The 19,314-nt window shown below is 35.6% G+C and carries 21 protein-coding genes; 16 read left to right on the forward strand and 5 right to left on the reverse strand.

What is annotated here, in order from left to right:
• Nucleotides 1–25: 25 nt before the first annotated feature.
• A complete protein-coding gene (locus E0Z07_RS05425) occupies nucleotides 26–967 on the reverse strand; it encodes an HU domain-containing protein (RefSeq protein WP_131540398.1) in 942 nt (313 codons plus the stop codon).
• Nucleotides 968–1,164: 197 nt separating this feature from the next.
• Here E0Z07_RS05425 and dprA point away from each other — a divergent pair, with 197 nt between their 5' ends.
• Nucleotides 1,165–2,274: a DNA-processing protein DprA gene (dprA, locus tag E0Z07_RS05430; RefSeq protein ID WP_449406731.1), complete on the forward strand. Its 1,110-nt coding sequence runs from the start codon at nucleotides 1,165–1,167 to the stop codon at nucleotides 2,272–2,274.
• Nucleotides 2,275–2,343: 69 nt separating this feature from the next.
• Here dprA and trpS read toward each other — a convergent pair whose 3' ends face one another.
• Entirely contained in the window at nucleotides 2,344–3,324 is a 981-nt protein-coding gene (gene trpS, locus E0Z07_RS05435; RefSeq protein WP_131540399.1) for a tryptophan--tRNA ligase, read from the reverse strand.
• Nucleotides 3,325–3,461: 137 nt separating this feature from the next.
• Here trpS and E0Z07_RS05440 point away from each other — a divergent pair, with 137 nt between their 5' ends.
• Nucleotides 3,462–4,223, forward strand: coding sequence for a lysophospholipid acyltransferase family protein (locus E0Z07_RS05440; protein WP_131540400.1), 762 nt, complete (start codon nucleotides 3,462–3,464; stop codon nucleotides 4,221–4,223).
• Between the two features lie 63 nt (nucleotides 4,224–4,286).
• Here the strand turns inward: E0Z07_RS05440 and E0Z07_RS05445 are convergent, their stop codons facing one another.
• Both E0Z07_RS05445 and recA read right to left on the reverse strand, forming a co-directional pair.
• A complete protein-coding gene (locus tag E0Z07_RS05445) occupies nucleotides 4,287–5,168 on the reverse strand; it encodes a hypothetical protein (protein ID WP_131540401.1) in 882 nt (293 codons plus the stop codon).
• 413 nt (nucleotides 5,169–5,581) lie between these two features.
• The gene (gene recA, locus E0Z07_RS05450) at nucleotides 5,582–6,586 is read right to left on the reverse strand and encodes a recombinase RecA (RefSeq protein ID WP_006257865.1); all 1,005 of its coding nucleotides are present in this window, start codon (nucleotides 6,584–6,586) and stop codon (nucleotides 5,582–5,584) included.
• A gap of 593 nt (nucleotides 6,587–7,179) precedes the next feature.
• Here recA and def point away from each other — a divergent pair.
• The 4 genes from def (at nucleotide 7,180) to E0Z07_RS05470 (ending at nucleotide 9,377) form a co-directional block, all read left to right on the forward strand.
• A complete protein-coding gene (gene def / locus E0Z07_RS05455; RefSeq protein ID WP_131540402.1) occupies nucleotides 7,180–7,758 on the forward strand; it encodes a peptide deformylase in 579 nt (192 codons plus the stop codon).
• A 291-nt stretch (nucleotides 7,759–8,049) separates the two neighbouring features.
• Nucleotides 8,050–8,475, forward strand: a complete 426-nt coding sequence (locus tag E0Z07_RS05460) for a lipocalin-like domain-containing protein (protein ID WP_041888261.1) — start codon at nucleotides 8,050–8,052, stop codon at nucleotides 8,473–8,475.
• Nucleotides 8,476–8,500: 25 nt separating this feature from the next.
• Nucleotides 8,501–8,917 carry a lipocalin family protein gene (locus tag E0Z07_RS05465; protein ID WP_131540403.1) on the forward strand — a complete coding sequence of 139 codons (417 nt, stop codon included), beginning with the start codon at nucleotides 8,501–8,503 and terminating at the stop codon, nucleotides 8,915–8,917.
• An 82-nt stretch (nucleotides 8,918–8,999) separates the two neighbouring features.
• Entirely contained in the window at nucleotides 9,000–9,377 is a 378-nt protein-coding gene (locus tag E0Z07_RS05470; protein ID WP_131540404.1) for a VOC family protein, read from the forward strand.
• A gap of 70 nt (nucleotides 9,378–9,447) precedes the next feature.
• On the opposite strand, the gene E0Z07_RS05475 is transcribed toward E0Z07_RS05470, so the two are convergent.
• Nucleotides 9,448–9,777 (reverse strand): DUF4870 domain-containing protein, encoded by a 330-nt coding sequence (locus E0Z07_RS05475; RefSeq protein WP_131540405.1) that lies wholly within the window; start codon nucleotides 9,775–9,777, stop codon nucleotides 9,448–9,450.
• Between the two features lie 347 nt (nucleotides 9,778–10,124).
• On the opposite strand from E0Z07_RS05475, the gene trhO reads away from it, so the two are divergent.
• The 10 genes from trhO (at nucleotide 10,125) to E0Z07_RS05525 (ending at nucleotide 19,309) form a co-directional block, all read left to right on the forward strand.
• Complete coding sequence (gene trhO, locus E0Z07_RS05480) at nucleotides 10,125–11,483, forward strand: oxygen-dependent tRNA uridine(34) hydroxylase TrhO (protein ID WP_131540406.1); 1,359 nt, start codon at nucleotides 10,125–10,127, stop codon at nucleotides 11,481–11,483.
• Between the two features lie 11 nt (nucleotides 11,484–11,494).
• Nucleotides 11,495–12,736, forward strand: a complete 1,242-nt coding sequence (locus E0Z07_RS05485) for a peptidase U32 family protein (RefSeq protein WP_131540407.1) — start codon at nucleotides 11,495–11,497, stop codon at nucleotides 12,734–12,736.
• Nucleotides 12,736–12,966 (forward strand): ferredoxin, encoded by a 231-nt coding sequence (locus E0Z07_RS05490; RefSeq protein ID WP_006257855.1) that lies wholly within the window; start codon nucleotides 12,736–12,738, stop codon nucleotides 12,964–12,966. The genes E0Z07_RS05485 and E0Z07_RS05490 overlap by 1 nt, the downstream gene beginning before the upstream one ends.
• Nucleotide 12,967: 1 nt before the next feature.
• Nucleotides 12,968–13,324 carry an arsenate reductase family protein gene (locus tag E0Z07_RS05495; protein ID WP_006257854.1) on the forward strand — a complete coding sequence of 119 codons (357 nt, stop codon included), beginning with the start codon at nucleotides 12,968–12,970 and terminating at the stop codon, nucleotides 13,322–13,324.
• A gap of 155 nt (nucleotides 13,325–13,479) precedes the next feature.
• Nucleotides 13,480–14,007 (forward strand): dihydrofolate reductase family protein, encoded by a 528-nt coding sequence (locus tag E0Z07_RS05500; protein WP_131540408.1) that lies wholly within the window; start codon nucleotides 13,480–13,482, stop codon nucleotides 14,005–14,007.
• Between the two features lie 695 nt (nucleotides 14,008–14,702).
• Nucleotides 14,703–15,551, forward strand: a complete 849-nt coding sequence (locus E0Z07_RS05505; RefSeq protein ID WP_082027811.1) for a YicC/YloC family endoribonuclease — start codon at nucleotides 14,703–14,705, stop codon at nucleotides 15,549–15,551.
• 30 nt (nucleotides 15,552–15,581) lie between these two features.
• Entirely contained in the window at nucleotides 15,582–16,151 is a 570-nt protein-coding gene (gene gmk, locus E0Z07_RS05510) for a guanylate kinase (protein WP_006257851.1), read from the forward strand.
• A 10-nt stretch (nucleotides 16,152–16,161) separates the two neighbouring features.
• The gene (nadD, locus tag E0Z07_RS05515; RefSeq protein WP_006266056.1) at nucleotides 16,162–16,749 is read left to right on the forward strand and encodes a nicotinate (nicotinamide) nucleotide adenylyltransferase; all 588 of its coding nucleotides are present in this window, start codon (nucleotides 16,162–16,164) and stop codon (nucleotides 16,747–16,749) included.
• 78 nt (nucleotides 16,750–16,827) lie between these two features.
• Nucleotides 16,828–17,985, forward strand: coding sequence for an iron-containing alcohol dehydrogenase (locus tag E0Z07_RS05520; protein WP_131540409.1), 1,158 nt, complete (start codon nucleotides 16,828–16,830; stop codon nucleotides 17,983–17,985).
• A gap of 328 nt (nucleotides 17,986–18,313) precedes the next feature.
• The gene (locus E0Z07_RS05525; protein WP_006257848.1) at nucleotides 18,314–19,309 is read left to right on the forward strand and encodes an NAD(P)H-dependent glycerol-3-phosphate dehydrogenase; all 996 of its coding nucleotides are present in this window, start codon (nucleotides 18,314–18,316) and stop codon (nucleotides 19,307–19,309) included.
• The last annotated feature ends 5 nt before the right edge of the window (nucleotides 19,310–19,314 follow it).

Consider the following 19,314-nt stretch of genomic DNA (forward strand, 5'->3'; position numbering starts at 1 on the left):
GATTCGGGATATATGTTTTAACTATTTATTGTACTAAAATCCAAGCATCAATATTGACAGTATTATGTATTTTTCTCATTTCTCGCTGAGCCTCTTGTTGAGTCGTATAGCTACCATAAGAGACAGGGTAGACTCCATATTTTGTACGAGATAGTGCTTTAGCACCTTCATACCCTTTTTTCTGTAGTTTCTTAGCCTCAGATAGAGAAGTTTGTTCTGATCTAAAAGCACATGCGATAACGTGGTAAGGGGTACTTACAGTCTCTTCTATAAGCTCCTCTTCTTCTTTTACTGGAATAGAGATAGTAGTGGCTGTAGGTTCTATGATAAAGGTCGCTTGTTGTATTTTATTCTCTACTCTACTCTGCACATTTTTACTTACAGTATATGCCTCATCATTTAAGTAGGCTTCATATCCTTTGTTTACAAATACTCCAGCTGTACTGATAAATAAAGCTACTACAGCAGCATATTTAAAGAAAGTATACTTTTTATTTGTTTTAACAGTGGGTACCGTAACAGTTTCAGCAAGTGGGATGATAGGAGATCGCTCTATCGTCTTTGCCATTACTGTAGACAGACCAAAAGAGGTCATTAAGTAATTGCTATTAGAAGCAGGTTCGAATACTAGATTACCTTCAGAGTTTGTTTGGAATACACCTACATTCAGTAATTCTAGACTACCGATATTGCTCAACTCTACTTCCCATCCTTTAATATTCTGATTGATTAATAAAACAGCTTCATCATAAGAGATATTCTCTTCTACAGCGATATGATTAGCTAATAACCCATCGTTATGCTTAATATTCGCATTAAAAGAAAGACTCTTCTGTGGAGGGAAGAAACATTGTTTCTCCTCACTGTAATATGATGACTTGATTTCTGTCAATAGAGCTCCAAAACCAGGAATGATTACACACTGGTATCTATAAAGCAAAGCTGATATGTATTTTTCGATCTTCATAAAGACAAAATTACATTAAACAATAACTAATCAAAAAAATATTCACTATTATTTTTAACAACCTATAACTTTTTTATCTATAGTAAGTTATATTTCTAAAACAAATGAAAGAATATCGAGGCTTGACGTGATATTGGATAGGTTTTTGAGGCTGTGAAGTGAAGATACAAATACTATAATTGATTACCAATTTACCTATGGAAGAAGAAACGTTATTTTATATGTTGGCATTACAATCGACTGTGGGAGTTGGCCCAATAACAGCTAAGCGATTATTAGAGTACTTCGGTTCTCCTAAAGAAGTCTTTTTAGCCAAAGAAAAGGATGTCATTGTTGTACATCGGATTGGTAGTATGTTATGGAGAAATCTTCAAGATAGCAATGTCTTAAAAAGAGCCGAACAAGAATTAAAAAATATTGAGAAGTATCACTTGTCTTGTTTTGATTATACAGATAGTTGTTACCCCACTTTATTGAAAGAGTGTGAGGATAGCCCTTTATTGTTATTTAGTACAGTACCTAGTATCAGTTTAGACAATAGAAAGGTTATTAGCTTTATAGGGACACGTAATCCAAGCAAAAGAGGTGTGGAAATCTGTATGGAATTAATAAGTGATCTAAAGTCGTATAACCCCATTATTGTGAGCGGTCTAGCCTACGGAGTAGATATTACCGCACATATAGCAGCTTTAGATAATGGTTTAGATACTTATGCTGTTCTTGGACATGGGTTGAATAGAATTTATCCTGATGTTCACACGGCGGTAGCTAGGCGTATTGAAGAACAGGGTGGGGCTTGTCTATCCGAGTTTTGGGTGAGCAGTAAGGTAGATAGAGAGAACTTTATTCAACGCAATCGCATTGTCGCAGGGATGTCTCAGGCTACTATTGTTATTGAAAGTGCTATTAAGGGAGGCTCTATGTCTACAGTGACCTTTGCTAATGATTATAACAGAGACGTTTTTGCTGTTCCTGGGAGAGTGGGTGATATTATGAGTGCAGGTTGCAATCATCTTATTCAAAAGAATAAAGCTCAATTATTAACTTCTGCTAAAGAGATTGTTGAAACCCTAAACTGGGATGCTCAAGCTAAAGCGCCTAAAGTTATTCAACCCCAACTGTTTCTAGATCTCAATCCTGATGAACAGTTGATAGTTAATTATTTGAGTAAGCATGATCGTGAGTTATTAGATATTATAGCACTCAGCTGTTCTCTACCGATTTATAAGGTAAGTAGTATCCTGCTTAATTTAGAAATGCTGGGTGTAGTAAGGCCATTGCCAGGTAAGTATTTTGAGCTTGTATAATAGCGATAAATACATAAGCCTTACACAGAGGTAAGGCTTATAAGATATCTTAAGAAAGGGTATAGAAGACTATTTAGCACTTCCGTAACCTAATTTCTCTCTTACTTTATTTAGAGTTCCTGTAGCGATCACAGACGCTTTCTCTGCACCGATCCCTAATAGACGATCTACTTCTTCTAAGTTGTTGATATAGTACTCGTATTTCTCACGAATATCTTTAAACTTCTCAACGATAAGTTCGAAAAGCTCTTGTTTTGCATGTCCATAACCATAGTTACCTCCTAAGTATTTAGCTCTCATCGCTTCTATTTGTTCTGGAGTAGCTAATAGTTTATAGATCGTGAATACATTACAAGTATCAGGGTTCTTTGGATTCTCTAGAGGAGTACTATCTGTCTCGATGCTCATAACCTCTTTTCTCAATACTTTATCAGTTTGGAAGATATTGATGGTATTGTGCCTAGACTTAGACATTTTGTTTCCATCTGTACCGGGTACTACCATTACTTCCTCTTGGATTTTTACCTCTGGTAATACAAAAGTTTCTCCCATTTGGTGATTAAAACGAGATGCTACATCACGTGTAATCTCTAAATGTTGCATTTGGTCTTTTCCTACTGGTACGAATTCAGCATCGTATAGTAAGATATCCGCTGCCATCAACATTGGGTAAGTAAATAACCCTGCATTAACATCAGATAAAACATCTGCCTTATCTTTAAACGAATGAGCTAATGTTAGACGTTGGTATGGAAAGAAGCAACTTAAGTACCAAGTAAGCTCAGTTGTTTGCGGTACATCTGACTGGCGGTAAAAAGTTACATGATTAACGTCTACACCACAAGCAAGCCAAGTAGCCGCAACACTATAGGTATTTTCTTGTAAAGTTTTAGCGTCCTTAATTTGCGTTGCAGAGTGCAAGTTCGCAATAAAAATAAAAGACTCATTCTCTTTTTTGTTTGCCATTTCTACTGCTGGTAGAATAGCTCCTAAAAGATTCCCTAAGTGTGGAGTTCCTGTACTTTGAACTCCTGTTAGAATTTTAGCCATTGCGTGATATTAATTATTTAAAAAGCAAAGATAAGCGAATTGAAGTTTATTTGCCTTGTTTTTACTAGTCAATGTAGTTATATGGTGTTAGAATTGTTTATTTTTGAAGTTAGTAAAAGATAGAATTTGTAATACAAATGGTGAAAAGTATAAGTGTGTTTTTCAGTTCACTTTGGCGACTGTGGTTTTATATCTGGATGGTAATCGTTATTTTAATATTATCTCCTTTTTTATTGATAACGATTGGATCAGAGAAGACATATCCTCAGTTTTTTAAAGTAGCTCGTATCTGGGCTATTCTCGTATTTTACGGCATAGGGATGAGGTATAAGATAGAAGAAGAAACTCCGCTAGAGAGAGGGAAGAGTTATATGTTTATTGCTAATCATACTTCGATGTTAGACATTATGATGATGCTTATTCTTGTAAAGGACAATCCTTTTGTCTTTGTAGGGAAGAAAGAATTATCGAGTATTCCAGTGTTTGGGTTCTTTTATAAACGTGCCTGTATTCTAGTAGATAGAAAGGATGCAAGAAGTAAAAAGCAAGTATTCGACAGTGCACAAGAGCGTCTAAGTAGAGGGCTTAGTATCTGCATTTTTCCTGAAGGCGGAGTGACAGATGATAGAACGATCATACTAGACAGTTTTAAGGATGGTGCTTTTCGGCTAGCTATAGATCATCAGATACCGATAGCTCCTTTAGCATTTGGTAGATTGAGACATTATTTTCCTTTTGTATGGGGGATAGGCCACCCAGGAGTGGTACCAGTCAAGATATTTCCTTGTATAGAAACGAAAGGGCTGACCCTAGAGAACAAAAAAGAAGTAAGAGATACAGCTTTTAATCTATTATATGATCCTGTGCTAGAATGGGAGAAGGAGTATAAAGCGAAATAATGCAAAAAGCGGTGAGACAACGAAGATCTCACCGCTTTTTTAGTTATAGTGTGGTTTATGGATTCACAGTTGTATGATACCTGCTCCTGAAATTCTACCACTAGCATGAACGAAGTCATTCATAGATTGGTTTTGTTCAGGTGATAATTTACTGTAATTAATATCAAGTTTAGAACGGCTCATAGATAAATCAAACAGTGCTTTTTGAATTTCTTTTTGACGACCTGCATCTGTTGAAGCTTTAAATTCTTCTACTAATGCTATCTCTTGCTGATAAGAAGCAATTACATCTTGTTGTGGTACGTCAGGTAATGTTAGTTCTAATGCGTTTGGTTCTGTAATGGTACATTCGCCTCCAGCAACCATGTTCTGTTGGTGAAAACCTTTGCTCTCTGCAGGTAAATCTTCATCGTAGAAAGCGATAAACTCAGCTTTAGTAAAGAATTTATTGTAGAAGTTACCTACTGCATTCTTATTATGTGTAATCTGTTCTGCAGGATATTCTTCACCTAAGAAATAGGTACATCTGTATAGGTTATTATCTATAAAAAGCGCATTAGTCGATTTAATATTATCTTCATAGAGTACATTATCAATAAGTACTTCTCTTGTAATAGAACCAAATTTGTCAAAGTTGCCTTCTGTAGCATATACCATCGAGAAGATATAGTGCGGTTCTAAAGTTGGGTTGATGATACCACCAGAGTTTTGTTTGAATACGTTGAACTTGTTTTTTTGTCCATTGTAGTCTAATTCGTGTATACCATTATCTAGCTTTAGTACCTCAAAGGTATTTGGTGCTAAGGTATATTTCTTTTCATCTAGTGATACTGTAATCTCTTTATCAGTTGGATTAGACAGGTAAAAATCATGTCTTTTAAACGGATCGTCACAGCTAATAAAGGTTGTAATTGTTAGCAAGAGTGCTAATAATCGTAATTTCATACTATTTTTTATGTTTTATTGAACAACAAAATTAAGTGATTCTTCTTTTAGTGCCTAGTGTTAATGGATTATTATTTAAAAGGCGTTGGTGTTGTTGAAATACTTTTTTTGTACTATTTAACGTTATTATGTATTGATTAATAGATATATGGCTTTAGATAGACATGATAAGAAAATTGTATTGAGAGGAATATTTAGTAGCTTACCTATCCTAATAGGGCTATTTGTGTTGTTTATCATTGCAGAAGGTAAAGGAGTTTTTCTAATTCCTTGTAATACTCTTTGTTAGTGGTTTTATGTATATAGCAGTATTGACGTTACGATATACTGCACTAGTAGGATTTATAGGTTGATATATAAAAAAATCCCTCACAATAACATTGTAAGGGATTCGTATTTAAGGATAGAAACAATTAAGCTTCTTTATTTTTGATTTCGTCCTTGATTAATTGTTCAAGTTCTTCCATTAGTTCAGGGTTGTCTTTGATCACTGATTTCACAGCATCACGACCTTGTCCTAATTTAGTATCACCGTAGCTAAACCAAGATCCGCTTTTCTTCACGATTTCATAGTCAACAGCCATATCCAGTACTTCACCTACTTTAGAGATACCTTCACCATACATGATGTCAAACTCAGCAGTACGGAAAGGAGGTGCTACTTTATTCTTCACGATTTTTACTTTCGTTCTGTTACCGATCACATTCTCACCATCTTTGATCTGAGTAGATTTACGGATATCTAGACGTACAGAAGCGTAGAATTTCAATGCGTTACCTCCTGTAGTAGTCTCAGGGTTACCGAACATTACACCGATTTTATCACGTAACTGGTTAATGAAGAATACAGTACAGTTAGTCTTGCTAATAGTAGAAGTTAACTTTCTCAAAGCTTGAGACATTAAACGAGCGTGTAATCCCATTTTAGAATCTCCCATCTCTCCTTCGATTTCACTCTTAGGAGTTAAGGCAGCAACAGAGTCAATTACTACTAAGTCAATAGCTCCAGAACGAATTAAGTTCTCAGCGATCTCTAATGCTTGTTCCCCATTGTCTGGTTGAGATATAATTAAGTTGTCGATGTCTACACCTAGTTTTTGTGCATAGAAACGGTCAAAAGCGTGCTCCGCATCAATGAATGCTGCTATACCACCTGCTTTTTGTGCTTCTGCGATAGCGTGTAAAGTTAAAGTCGTCTTACCTGATGATTCTGGACCGTATATCTCTATAATTCTTCCTCTAGGAAATCCTCCTACACCTAATGCAAGGTCAATACCTAGTGATCCAGAAGAAATAACTTCTACCTCTTCTACAGCAGTATCTCCCAACTTCATTACTGTTCCTTTACCATAAGTTTTGTCTAACTTATCAAGTGTAAGTTGTAACGCTTTTAATTTTGCTTCTTTATCTGCACTCATTTTTTATAAAAATTAGATTCTTACTGATGTAAAAGTAATATAAATTAATTACAGTCCAAGAGAGTTATATCATTATGCTATGAATTATAGCAGGGAGGTGTGTTCTCTTTGCTATGATATAATTTATAGCAATGCGTTGTTTTTTATCTCTTTATCATTAACGCCAATTCGACTCGAGCTAGCTGTCTCTTGGTTCTGCGTATTTATGGGTCACATACCTATAGCTTTATACCGAGATGCTTGGGGATTTCTTGAGGTTTGCTTGCACCTTTCTTCGAGAAAAGCGCTCTTTAGGCTAGTAAACTCCTAGAAAAGTGCAGGCAATCTCCACGAAAGTGCAAGCTAAGGACCTTATTAGAAGAGAACAATTTGCTTTTTAAAACTCGTCAACTTTATCTTTAATCTCTATGATTTCGCTAATATATAGGATAGAGATTTTTTTTGAGGTGAGGGTAAGTATGTTTGAATTAATGTTTTAATGGGAAGATTGGTCTTTCGTTTTTAAGTTTCTTATACCGTACTCATGTTATTTAAGGCTAGTTTTTTTGTGTAGGAAGTTACTTATCCCGACTTTTGTAACAAATAGAAACACAATGAAATTACCAATATTAGCATACGGAAATAAAATATTAAAAGTAGACTGTGATACGATAGATAGCAGTTCTGAAGATCTAAATAAGCTTATCGATAATATGTGGGAGACTATGGAGCATGCTTATGGATGTGGGCTAGCAGCTCCTCAGATAGGAGAGACTAAACAGCTATTCGTAGTAGATAGTATAGTGATGTATGAGAATGCAGAAGAGGATGAGCGAAAAGCTAACTTCGCAGAGGGAGATACAGGGATGCGCGAGACGTTTATCAATGCACGTATTGTCGGTAAGTCTGATGAGACATGGGATGAGATAGAGGGATGTCTAAGTATTCCTGATATTTTTAAGCGCGTTACACGTCCATGGTCTATCACGATAGAGTATCTAGATAGAGATTTTAAACCTCACACTAAGACGTTCCACGGTACTACAGCGCGTATTATACAACATGAGTATGACCATACTAGAGGGGTCTTATTTACTGATCGATTAAGCTCATTGACTAAAAAGTTGATAGGTACAAAGCTTAATAAGATTATGAATGGTAAGGTATTTACTGATTATAAAATGAAATTGTAAGGAATACAGAAGTCGCCTTTATAGCGACTTTTTTGTTTTCTGCATACAAGGTATTATTAGGTGAGAATAAAGTGATTTAGAAAGTGTATATATGATTATGTACTCCTCTGAGAATATGAATAGAAGAGGTCTGTTCTTTTTTTAACTAAAAAACGATTTTTATAAGAAAAGTTTATTTGTAATTTACTGTTTTACTTATCATTACGAGGTTGGTTAAATTATTCTTAATTTTATTTTTTCACACTTCTCTATCCTACATTTGATCCAACAAAAACAAAGATTTATATCGCTATGAAATTAACAAAAATGACTTTAGCTATTGCATTAGTAGCTATCACTTTCGCTTCTTGTAAACAACAAACTGAAGCTCCTGTATCTGAAGAAACAACAACTACTGAAGTAGTAGAAGAGACTACAGCGCCTGAGGCTGTGGACACTACAGTATTAGTTGCGTCTTGGACACAACCAAACCCTATTAATGATAAAGAAGTACAAGGATTCGAACTAAAAGAGGACGGAACAGCTACTTCTATTAATATGGCTACGCTTAAAACAAATAAGTGGTGGGTAGAAGGAGATAAATTGTTCTTAGAACAAGAGAGTATCGGTAATGGTACATCTAGTGTAGATACTGTGTCATACCAATTTGAGGTGGTTGATGGTAAAACATTAAACCTAGTGAATGGTGAATCAAAAGATTCATTCACTAAAAAGTAATCTAATTTAGATTTTTTAAGTACAAATGAAACAAACAGTTCTTGCTTTAGCTTTTGTAGCTATCGCTTTCGCTTCTTGTAAACAACAGACAGAAGCACCAGTAGTGGAAGAAACTACACCAACAGAAACAGTAGCTGAGTCTACTCCTGTAATTCTTGATATGAAACACTTGGTAGGTGCATGGACGCAGCCAAATGGAGCAGATGCAAGCTTGCTACAAGGTTTCGAACTAAAAGAGGACGGGACAATGTCTGCTATCAAGGACAAGGCTAACGAATTTACTAAATGGAAGATGGTAGATAATACTGTTATCTTCGAAACAGCGATGGTAGGTACTGATTCTACTTCTGTGAAGTCTGCTACGTTTACGTATGAGGTGACAGATCAGAATACATTAAAGCTTACTGCTAATGGTGTGACGGAAGTGTTCACTAAACAATAAGAACTACTATTATTTATATAAACAGAAGCTACCTCAAAAGGGTAGCTTTCGTTATTTTTGTAAGTATAATATAGATGTGATTATGGAACATAAAGAGCTTAATTTGTCAGTAGTAGAACTAAAGTCGTTTATCCCATGTAAAGACTTTGAGGTGTCTAAAGCGTTCTATACAGCTATTGGGTTTAAGATAGTATGGCAGAGTGAAGAACTGTGTCTGCTGGACTGTGGAACCGAGAAGTTCTTTTTACAGAATTTTTATAATCAAGAGGCAGCGGAGAATCTAATGTTTCACTTGCAGGTAGAGAGTGCAGATGATTGGTACACCCATTTGCAAAACCTAGATCTTCAGTCAAAATATGCTATCCGACTGACAGCTGTGGAAGACAGAGCGTGGAAGATGAGAGACTTCGTATTAATAGATCCTTCTGGAGTACTGTGGCGTATAGCACATAATATCTGATAAAAAGGTTATATAAGAAAGAGGATTGATTCATCAAATCAATCCTCTTTCTTATTGTAGAGTAATGTAACTACTTAATAAAACTAAGTGTCTTATCAGACCATTCACCGATAAGGGGTAATGGTTTTTTCTTTTCTCCTGCTGCATTAAGTATTCCCATAATCATATACAGAAGGATGATTAAGTATATTACTATTGCTATCATACCTGCAATGACCGGGAATATACCTGCTATTACTCGTATAACAAGTGATAAAACGAAGCTTAAGATTAATACACCAAATGATTGTCTTAAGTGGTATTTTAGTAAGTCATTTGCTTTTTCTTTTCCTACAAAGAATGCTACTAACCATCCAATTAATGTGATGTATGATACGATTGATAAAGTTTTATTATCCATTTCTATTAAGTTTATATGAAACAAATATCTGTATAATTGTCTCATATATTATTGATTAGGCTCGTCTATTTAAGAAAAATGGCTGTTTATAGGGATATTTAAGAAGTGCATTATCGTGTTTTATTTATATGATAGATCAATTCATAAATGTGATGACTATTTGTAAAGGTTATGTATGTGTTAGAAGTTGAGGTTCTGAAAAAAGGATTGAATAATTTGATAGTTAACTATTTATGTAAATTTTATAAGGTTCAATTCTCATTTTTAAATCTAAATAGTATCTTTGCACCGAAATTCTTCCATTTAGGATTTCAAACATATATAATCTACACTTAAAAGTATATAGCATGCAACTGTATAACACATTAAGCGCAGAGGAAAGAGCAGAACTTATCGAGCAGGCGGGAGAGAACCGTTTGACTTTATCTTTCTATGCGTACGCCAAAATAGAAAACCCACAACAATTTAGAGATGACTTATTCCTGGCTTGGGATGCATTAGACGCTTTAGGACGTACTTATGTAGCTCATGAGGGGATCAATGCTCAGATGTCTGTACCTGCATCTAAGTTTGATGCATTTAGAGAGACTTTAGAGCAATACGACTTTATGAAAGGTATTCGCCTAAATGTAGCTGTAGAGCAAGATGACTTATCATTCTTAAAGCTAACAGTAAAGGTTAGACACAAGATCGTAGCAGACGGATTGAACGATGATACATTCGATGTGACGAATAAGGGAATTCACTTAAAGGCAAAAGAATTCAACGAGTTATTAGAAGACCCGAATACGGTAGTAGTGGACTTTAGAAACCACTATGAGAGTGAAGTAGGGCACTTCGTAGGAGCGATCACTCCAGACGTGGACACATTCCGTGAATCACTACCAATCATTAAAGACCAATTAGAAGACATCAAAGAGGAGAAAAACCTACTGATGTACTGTACAGGAGGTATCCGCTGTGAGAAAGCATCCGCTTACTTTAAACACAACGGGTTTAAGAATGTTTACCAATTAGAAGGTGGTATTATAGAATACACTCGTCAGGTAAAGGCAGAAGGATTAGAGAGTAAGTTCATTGGAAAGAACTTCGTGTTTGACCACCGTCTTGGAGAGCGTATCACAGACGATATTATCTCTAACTGCCACCAGTGTGGTAAACCATGTGATACTCACGTAAACTGTGCTAACGAGGCATGTCACTTGCTGTTTATTCAGTGTGATGAGTGTGCTGAGCAGATGCATGGATGCTGTTCTGATGAGTGTTTAGATATCATTCAGTTACCAGTGGATGAACAAAAACGCTTACGTCAAGGAGTACAAAAAGGAAACTTAGTATTCAAGAAAGGGCGTTCGGAGGCATTAAAGTTCCAGAAAGAACGCAAAGCTACGGATGAAGTGAAGGCAGTGAAAGTAAGTGCAGTAACACAAATCCGCAAGAAACAAGCAGAGCGAAAAGTGCTTATTGGTACAGCTCAACACTACTTTACTAAAGCAAGTGTAGGGCAGTTTATTGTTGACAAGGAGTTAAATGTTGGAGATAAAGTAGCTATCGTAGGGCCTACTACAGGTGATGAGAGACTAACTATAGAGAAGATGATGGTAAATGGAGCGGAAGTTAGTACGGCTAATAATGGAGATAAGATGACTATGGAATTAGGTTTCCGTATTCGTAAAAACGACCAATTGTATAAAATAATAGATTAAGCATAAAGAATATGACAGTTTCAGGAAGAGTAGAGCTTATGGCTCCTGCAGGTAACTTCGAGTCTTTACAGGCCGCATTAGATAACGGTGCAGACTCAGTGTATTTCGGAGTAGACCAGTTAAATATGCGTGCGCGTTCTACGGTGAACTTTTCTATTGATGATTTAGAAGAGATTGCGAGAAGATGTAAAGAGAAGAATGTACGTACTTATTTGACATTAAACACTATCGTTTATGACCACGACTTATCTGTGGTTAAGACTTTATTGAATAAGGCAAAAGAGGCAGGGCTTACAGCAGTGATCGCGTCTGACCAGGCAGTGATCGCATCTGCAAGAGCGATCGGGTTAGAAGTACATATCTCTACTCAACTAAATGTGACCAACATTGAGACTGTTAAGTTCTATAGCTTATTCGCTGATACGATCGTGTTATCTCGTGAGCTGAGTTTGCGACAAGTAAAAAAGATCACTGAAGCTATCGAAAGAGAACAGGTGAAAGGGCCTTCTGGTAATTTGGTAGAGATAGAGATCTTCGGTCATGGAGCTTTGTGTATGGCTGTATCAGGGAAGTGCTATTTAAGCCTTCACTCGCATAACTCTTCTGCAAACAGAGGAGCATGTAAACAAAACTGTCGTAAGAAATACACGGTAATAGACCAAGAGAGTGGTTTTGAGATCGAGATAGACAATGAGTATATGATGTCTCCTAAGGACTTATGTACCTTAGATTTCTTAGATCAAGTGATCGATGCAGGTACTAAGGTGCTGAAGATAGAGGGTAGAGGTAGAGCTCCTGAGTATGTAGCAACTGTGATTCGTACCTACCGTGAGGCTATCGATGCTATCGCTGATGGTACTTACTCTCAAGAGAAAGTAGCAGAGTGGATGAAAGCTTTAGAAACGGTGTATAATCGTGGATTCTGGAGTGGATATTACTTAGGACAGAAATTAGGAGAATGGAGTGACAACCCAGGTAGTAATGCCACTCAGAAAAAAGTGTATGTAGGTAAAGCGGCTCACTATTTCCAAAAAGCGTCTATCGGAGAGTTTAAAATTGAAGCTTATGATATCAAGATTGGTGATAAGATTTTGATTACAGGACCGAGTACGGGAGCACAAGAGTTGATCGTAGATGAACTATTCGTCAATGAGCAGAAGGTAGAGAAAGCGACTAAAGGAGATGACTGTACAATCAAGATTCCGTTTAGAATTCGCTTATCTGATAAGCTGTATAAAATAGTAGAGGCATAATGGTCATAGTTACGCTACAACGCGATAAGTGTATCGGATGTAATTATTGTGTTGAGGTTGCTCCTCAGCAGTTTCAGATGTCTAAGAAAGACGGAAAGACTGTCTTATTGAAATCTGTGAATAATAAGGGATTTCATACGCTTAAGTCGCCAGATTACACTATTTTAGAGGCATGTGAACAAGCAGAGAAAGTTTGTCCAGTACATATCATTACCGTAAAAGATGTATAATATGAGAAAGATATATTATTTAAGTACTTGTACGACATGTAAGCGTATTATGGCTGAAATGCCTGAATTAGATACGTTTGAACTACAAGAGATCAAGAAGAATCCTGTAACAGAGTCACAGTTAGAAGAGATGTATAAGCAAGTGGGTAGTTATGAAAAGCTATTCAATAAGCGTGCTCAACTGTACAAAAGCGAAGGATTAAAAGACAAGAATCTTCAGGAAGATGATTTTAAAAAACTTATTCTAGAGCAATACACTTTTCTAAATCGCCCAGTAATGTTTATCGACGGTAACATTTACGTTGGGAATAGTAAGAAAGTAGTAGAGGCTGCTATCGAACAAGTAAAAAATAAATAGTAAAGAAAAGAGTCAGCATATGCTGGCTCTTTTTTTTGTAACTGAAGTTTAATAAATTATATAAACGTTTCAGGTAAGTTTTTTACCTGCTGAGGTAATTTTTTGTTTAGGAAAGGATAAAAGTTTGCAATTTTGTGTTTTAAGATCAAAGATATATGAGACAGGTAGTATTATACATTTCGAGTAGTTTGGATGGTTTTATCGCAAAAGCAGGGGATGATTTGAGTTTCTTGGATGCTGTACAGCGAGAAGGAGAAGATTATGGTTATGCCGCTTTTGTAGAAACTATAGATACAGTCTTGATCGGTAAACGTACGTATGACTGGGTAGTAAGTCAAGGACATGGGTTTCATCATGCGGATAAAGAGACGTATGTAATGACTAGACAAAATTTACCTACAGAAGGTAATGTGACTTTTTATAATGGTGATTTGAAGGAATTAGTATCTAAACTGAAATCACAAGAGGGCAAGGATATATTCTGCGATGGAGGAGCACTGTTAGTTAACAGATTACTGAAGGATGGTCTTATAAATAAGATCGTAATCTCTGTGATCCCAGTGTTGTTAGGTAATGGTACTAGACTATTCGATATTGGGATACCAGAGTCTAAGTTACAGTTAGAGGATACAAGGTCTTTTGAATCAGGATTAGTACAATTATGTTATAGCTTAATAAAGTAGTTTAAGAACTGTTTTATTCCTGATTGACTTCTATATAAATAGGGTTTTTAGTGTTTTAGGTATATTTTTAACACATGTAACTACCTGTTTGTGTGTTGTTTGTATTCTTTTTTAAAAAAATATTCTTTTTTTGATGTGACCAAATGCGATGCCTGTTGTCTTAATATCGAAGACGAAAGGGAAGAATTGCTATTAATTCCTTTATAAAAAAGAAAAGAAAAAGTTTTAAGTGTTTGGGGGTTAAATTAAAACAGAAGAGTTAAGGTTAGGTTGTTTTAGTAAAAAATTTAATTCACATAGTTTCATCGCGACTTTTACTATTGCTGACTTTGTAGATTGTGGTGGTCTAAATAAGGACTTAGAAGGCATAGTTCATAGTTATGGTTGTTTTGGTTATCTCCTATTCTAGGTGATGGAACGAACAAATAATAGGAGTATAAAACACAAAAGAGAGCTATATGGCTCTCTTTTTTTATGTATATATAACTTGTTTTTATTGTTTTGGTTATGAATGTGTTTACTACTATAATACCTTTTATTTGAAGTTATAGATGATAAACAGGTGTATTATCACCAATATATTGACTTAGCGATAATCTGTAATCTTATAGACAGTATTTTGTGCTATTTATAAGTCAGTTAGTAATGATTTTGTTACCTTTGTAGCTATTATTTTTTAATATATGATACAATCGATGACAGGATTTGGTAAGGCATGTTTGCAATTACCAACAAAGAAAATCACAGTAGAAGTAAAATCGCTTAATAGCAAAAGCTTAGATCTAAATGTTAGATTGCCTTTGATGTATAGAGAGAAAGAACTACCTCTTCGTAATCTTATAGCACAAGAATTAGAGCGTGGTAAAGTAGACTTCTCATTATATAGTGAGATTACAGCAGAAGAAACTTCTAATAAGATTAATGGCCCTATCGTGATGGCATATATTGATCAAATGAAGGAGATTATCCCTGATGCAGATGCTACAGAGCTTATGAAAATGGCTGTACGTATGCCTGATGCATTAAAAGTAGAGCGTGCTGAATTAGACGAGAATGAGTGGAAAGAGATAGAAAAGGTTATCACTGATGCTATCGCTAATATGAAGGAATTCCGAGCTAGTGAAGGAGCTTCATTAGAGCAAGACTTCAGACTGCGTATCGGTAACATCCGTAAGTATATGGATGAGGTATCTGTATTAGACAAAGAGCGTATCGTGACTGTAAAAGAAAGATTGCGTACGAACTTAGTAGAACTTCAGTTAAATATCGATGAGAATAGATATGAGCAAGAGGTGATCTACTATCTAGAGAAGATGGATATCACAGAGGAGAAAGTACGTCTGAGCAAACACTTGGATTACTTTATCGAAACACTTGAAGGAGCTGAGGCTAATGGTCGTAAACTTGGGTTTATCGGTCAAGAGATGGGACGTGAGATTAATACTATGGGATCTAAATCTAACCACGCTGAGATGCAGAAAATAGTGGTAAAGATGAAGGATGAATTAGAGAAGATAAAAGAGCAAGTACTAAACGTACTTTAGGTTATATATACAACACGACAGAATATTATTATGCAAAGAGGTAAATTAATCGTTTTCTCTGCTCCATCTGGTTCAGGTAAAACTACAATAGTAAGACATTTATTAGAACAAGAAGATTTGAACCTAGCGTTCTCTATCTCTTGTACATCTCGTGAACCAAGAGGTGAAGAGGTGAATGGTAAAGATTACTATTTTATTTCTCTTGAAGAGTTTAAACAAAACATAAAAGGGGAGAAGTTCTTAGAATGGGAAGAGGTATATAGAGATAACTTCTATGGTACACTTAGTAGTGAAGTAGAGCGTCTGTGGGCAGAAGGTAAGAATGTAATATTCGATATCGATGTAGCAGGAGGTCTTCGTATTAAGCGTAAGTTCCCTGATGAGACTTTAGCTGTATTTGTGAAGCCACCTAGTATCGATGAATTAAAGATTCGTCTTAAGAAACGTTCTACAGAGAGTGAAGATAAGATCAATATGCGTATTGCAAAAGCTTCAGTAGAATTAGCTACAGCTCCTCAGTTTGATATGATTATTAAGAATTACGACTTAGATACAGCGAAGAATGAGGCTGTAGAGTTAGTAAAGAACTTTATAAAGTAAGAAGATAAGTATGAAGGTAGGATTGTATTTTGGAACATTTAATCCTATTCATATCGGTCATTTAGTTATTGCTAACCATATGGTGCAGTACACTGACCTAGATGAAGTATGGATGGTGGTAACTCCTCATAGTCCTTTAAAGAAAAAGAAAGGTCTATTAGAGGATTTTCATAGGATACATATGGTTAATTTGGCTACGGCTGATTATGATTATATCAAGCCTTCTGACGTAGAGTTTAATTTGCCACAACCTAATTATACCGTGAATACGATGGCGCATCTACATGAGCGCTATCCTAAACATGAGTTTAGTTTATTAATGGGACAAGACAATCTAGATAGTCTGCCTAAGTGGAAGAATTATGAGGTACTATTAGAGCGTTATCCTATCTATGTATATCCTCGTATATTTAGTGGTAAAGAGGAGGCTAATCCTCTTCTAGCTCACCCTAATATACACCTAGTAGAGAATGCTCCAATTATGGAGATATCCGCTACGTTTATTAGAGACTCTATTAAAGAGGGGAAGAATATTATGCCTCTGCTCGATAAAGAAGTGTGGAAGTATATAGACCACAACTTGTTTTATAAGAAATAATTAAATAGAATTTAATACTATAAAAGGAATGCAATTGCATTCCTTTTTTTAATTTTATAAGATAAAAAGAAAGTAGTTATGTTGAATTTTGAATTATATAACCCTACTCGTTTATTGTACGGTAAAGGACAGATAGAAGAGATTGCTAATCTAATCGATAAAAAAAATAAAGTACTGGTAGTATACGGTGGAGGAAGTATTAAGAAGAATGGTGTTTATGACCAAGTGATAAAAGCTTTATTAGGGTATGAAGTAGTTGAGTTTTCGGGAGTAGAACCTAATCCTCGATATGAGACATTAGTGAAAGCTGTTGATTTGATTAAGAAAGAAAAGGTTGACTTTATCTTAGGTGTAGGAGGAGGAAGTGTAATAGATGGAGTTAAGTTTATCTCTGCAGCTGTGCACTTTGAAGGAGAGGCTATAGATATTATTCAGAAAAAACTAAATGTAAACTGGAAGGCTATGCCTTATGGTGCAATACTGACATTGCCTGCTACAGGTAGTGAGATGAACTGTGGCGCGGTGGTAACGATAGAGGCTACACAAGAGAAGTTATCATTCTCAGGAGAGGTATTGTACCCTGTGTTTTCTGTATGTGATCCTACTGTGATTGCTTCTTTGCCAGAGAAGCAGATTGCTAATGGTATAACAGATGCTTTCGTCCATGTATTAGAGCAGTACCTTACGTTCCCTCAAGGAGCACCTTTACAAGATAGGTTTGCGGAGAGTATCCTACAGACCTTAATAGAAGTAGCTCCTAAGATATTAAAGGATCCTACTGATTATGATGCAGCGATGAACTATATGTGGTGCTGTACGATGGCTCTAAATGGGTTAATATCGAAAGGAGTGAAAGAAGATTGGGTGACACATGCCATTGGTCATGAGTTGACTGTATTATATGGTATAGATCACGGTCGTACATTAGCTATTATAGGCCCTAATCTATATAGTGTGATGTTCGAAACGAAGAAAGAGAAATTAGCTCAATTAGGTAAGCGAGTATTTACTCTAGAGGGTAGTGATGATAAGGTAGCTAGACTGGCTATAGAGCGTATGGTAATGTTCTTTCATTCTCTAGGAGTTGCTACTAAATTGAGTGATTATACTGAAGATGGAGAGAAGGCGGTAGAGTGGATTGCTGAACGATTTAATGAAAGGGGATGGCTAGCAATGGGAGAAAAGAAAAATATAACAATTGACAAAGTAAGAGAAATAGTCAAACTAAGTTTATAATTCTATAGAGAAGCATATTTACTGCAATGGTGAATGTGCTTTTCTTTTTTATGTTTAATGGGAAGCATATTTAGCAGTATATCTTATATACTGTTAATTTAATCTAAAATTGGTCACGGAATGAGAAGGTATATGCTTTGTTTTTAATTAAACTAAAATGAGAATATGCAAATAAAAGTGTTTTTTATCAGCTTGTTTCTGAGTTAAAGTTAGATTTATTTCAATATTTATTGAATAAATGATGTGTTTTTTCAGCTTAAGCTATTGTTGTTCTAATTGTTTGCAATGTGTTTTTTACTTACTTTTGACCAACTAATAAATTTAGTGTATGAATGAATATCCGAAAATTGCAGTTATAGGTGGTGGGAGCTGGGCTACTGCTATAGTAAAAATGTTGAGCGAAAACCTAACTGAGATTGCTTGGTATATGCGTAACGAATCTGCATTAGAAGAGATAAAAGTTAATTATCACAATCCTAATTATCTTAGTTCTGTAGAATTTGATGTAGAGCAATTAAGATTGACGAATGATATAAACAAGGCAATATCTTATGCGGATTATGTAATCTTTGCTATTCCGTCTGCGTTCTTGTCACAGGAGATGAGTAGACTACATGTTAGTTTAGAAGGGAAAGTTATCGTCTCTGCGATTAAAGGGATTATCCCTGAGACGAGTCTTATCGTAGGAGAGCACTTCCATCAAACTTATAATGTACCATACGAGAACATTGCAGTAATCACTGGACCATGTCATGCTGAAGAGGTGGCATTAGAACGACTATCTTATTTAACGATTGCTTGTCAGACTGAAGAGTATGCTAAGACAATATCTAACTGTGTAAGCAGTCATTATATTAAAGCGAAAACAACAGATGATATTATCGGTACAGAGTATGCAGCAGTATTAAAGAATATTTATGCTGTAGCATGTGGTATCGCTCACGGTCTTGGCTATGGAGATAACTTTCAAGCTCTACTGATGAGTAATGCTATCCGTGAGATGAAAAAATTCATTAAGAAAGTGCATAGGATGAAACGTAATATTAATAACTCTGCCTATTTAGGAGATTTATTAGTAACAGGATATTCTCTGTTTTCTCGTAACCGTATGTTTGGTAATATGATAGGTAAGGGATATACTGTAAAGTCAGCTCAAATGGAGATGAATATGATCGCAGAAGGGTACTATGCTTCCAAAAGTGCTTATGAACTAAATAAGCAATATGGTGCTAAGACTCCGATAATCAATGCGGTATATGATATCTTATACAATGGAAAAGATCCTAAAAAGGTATTCAGAAAACTTACTGAGAAATTAGATTAAAAAAA

The sequence above is a fragment of the Myroides odoratimimus genome, assembly GCF_004337635.1.
Lineage (GTDB): Bacteria > Bacteroidota > Bacteroidia > Flavobacteriales > Flavobacteriaceae > Flavobacterium > Flavobacterium odoratimimum.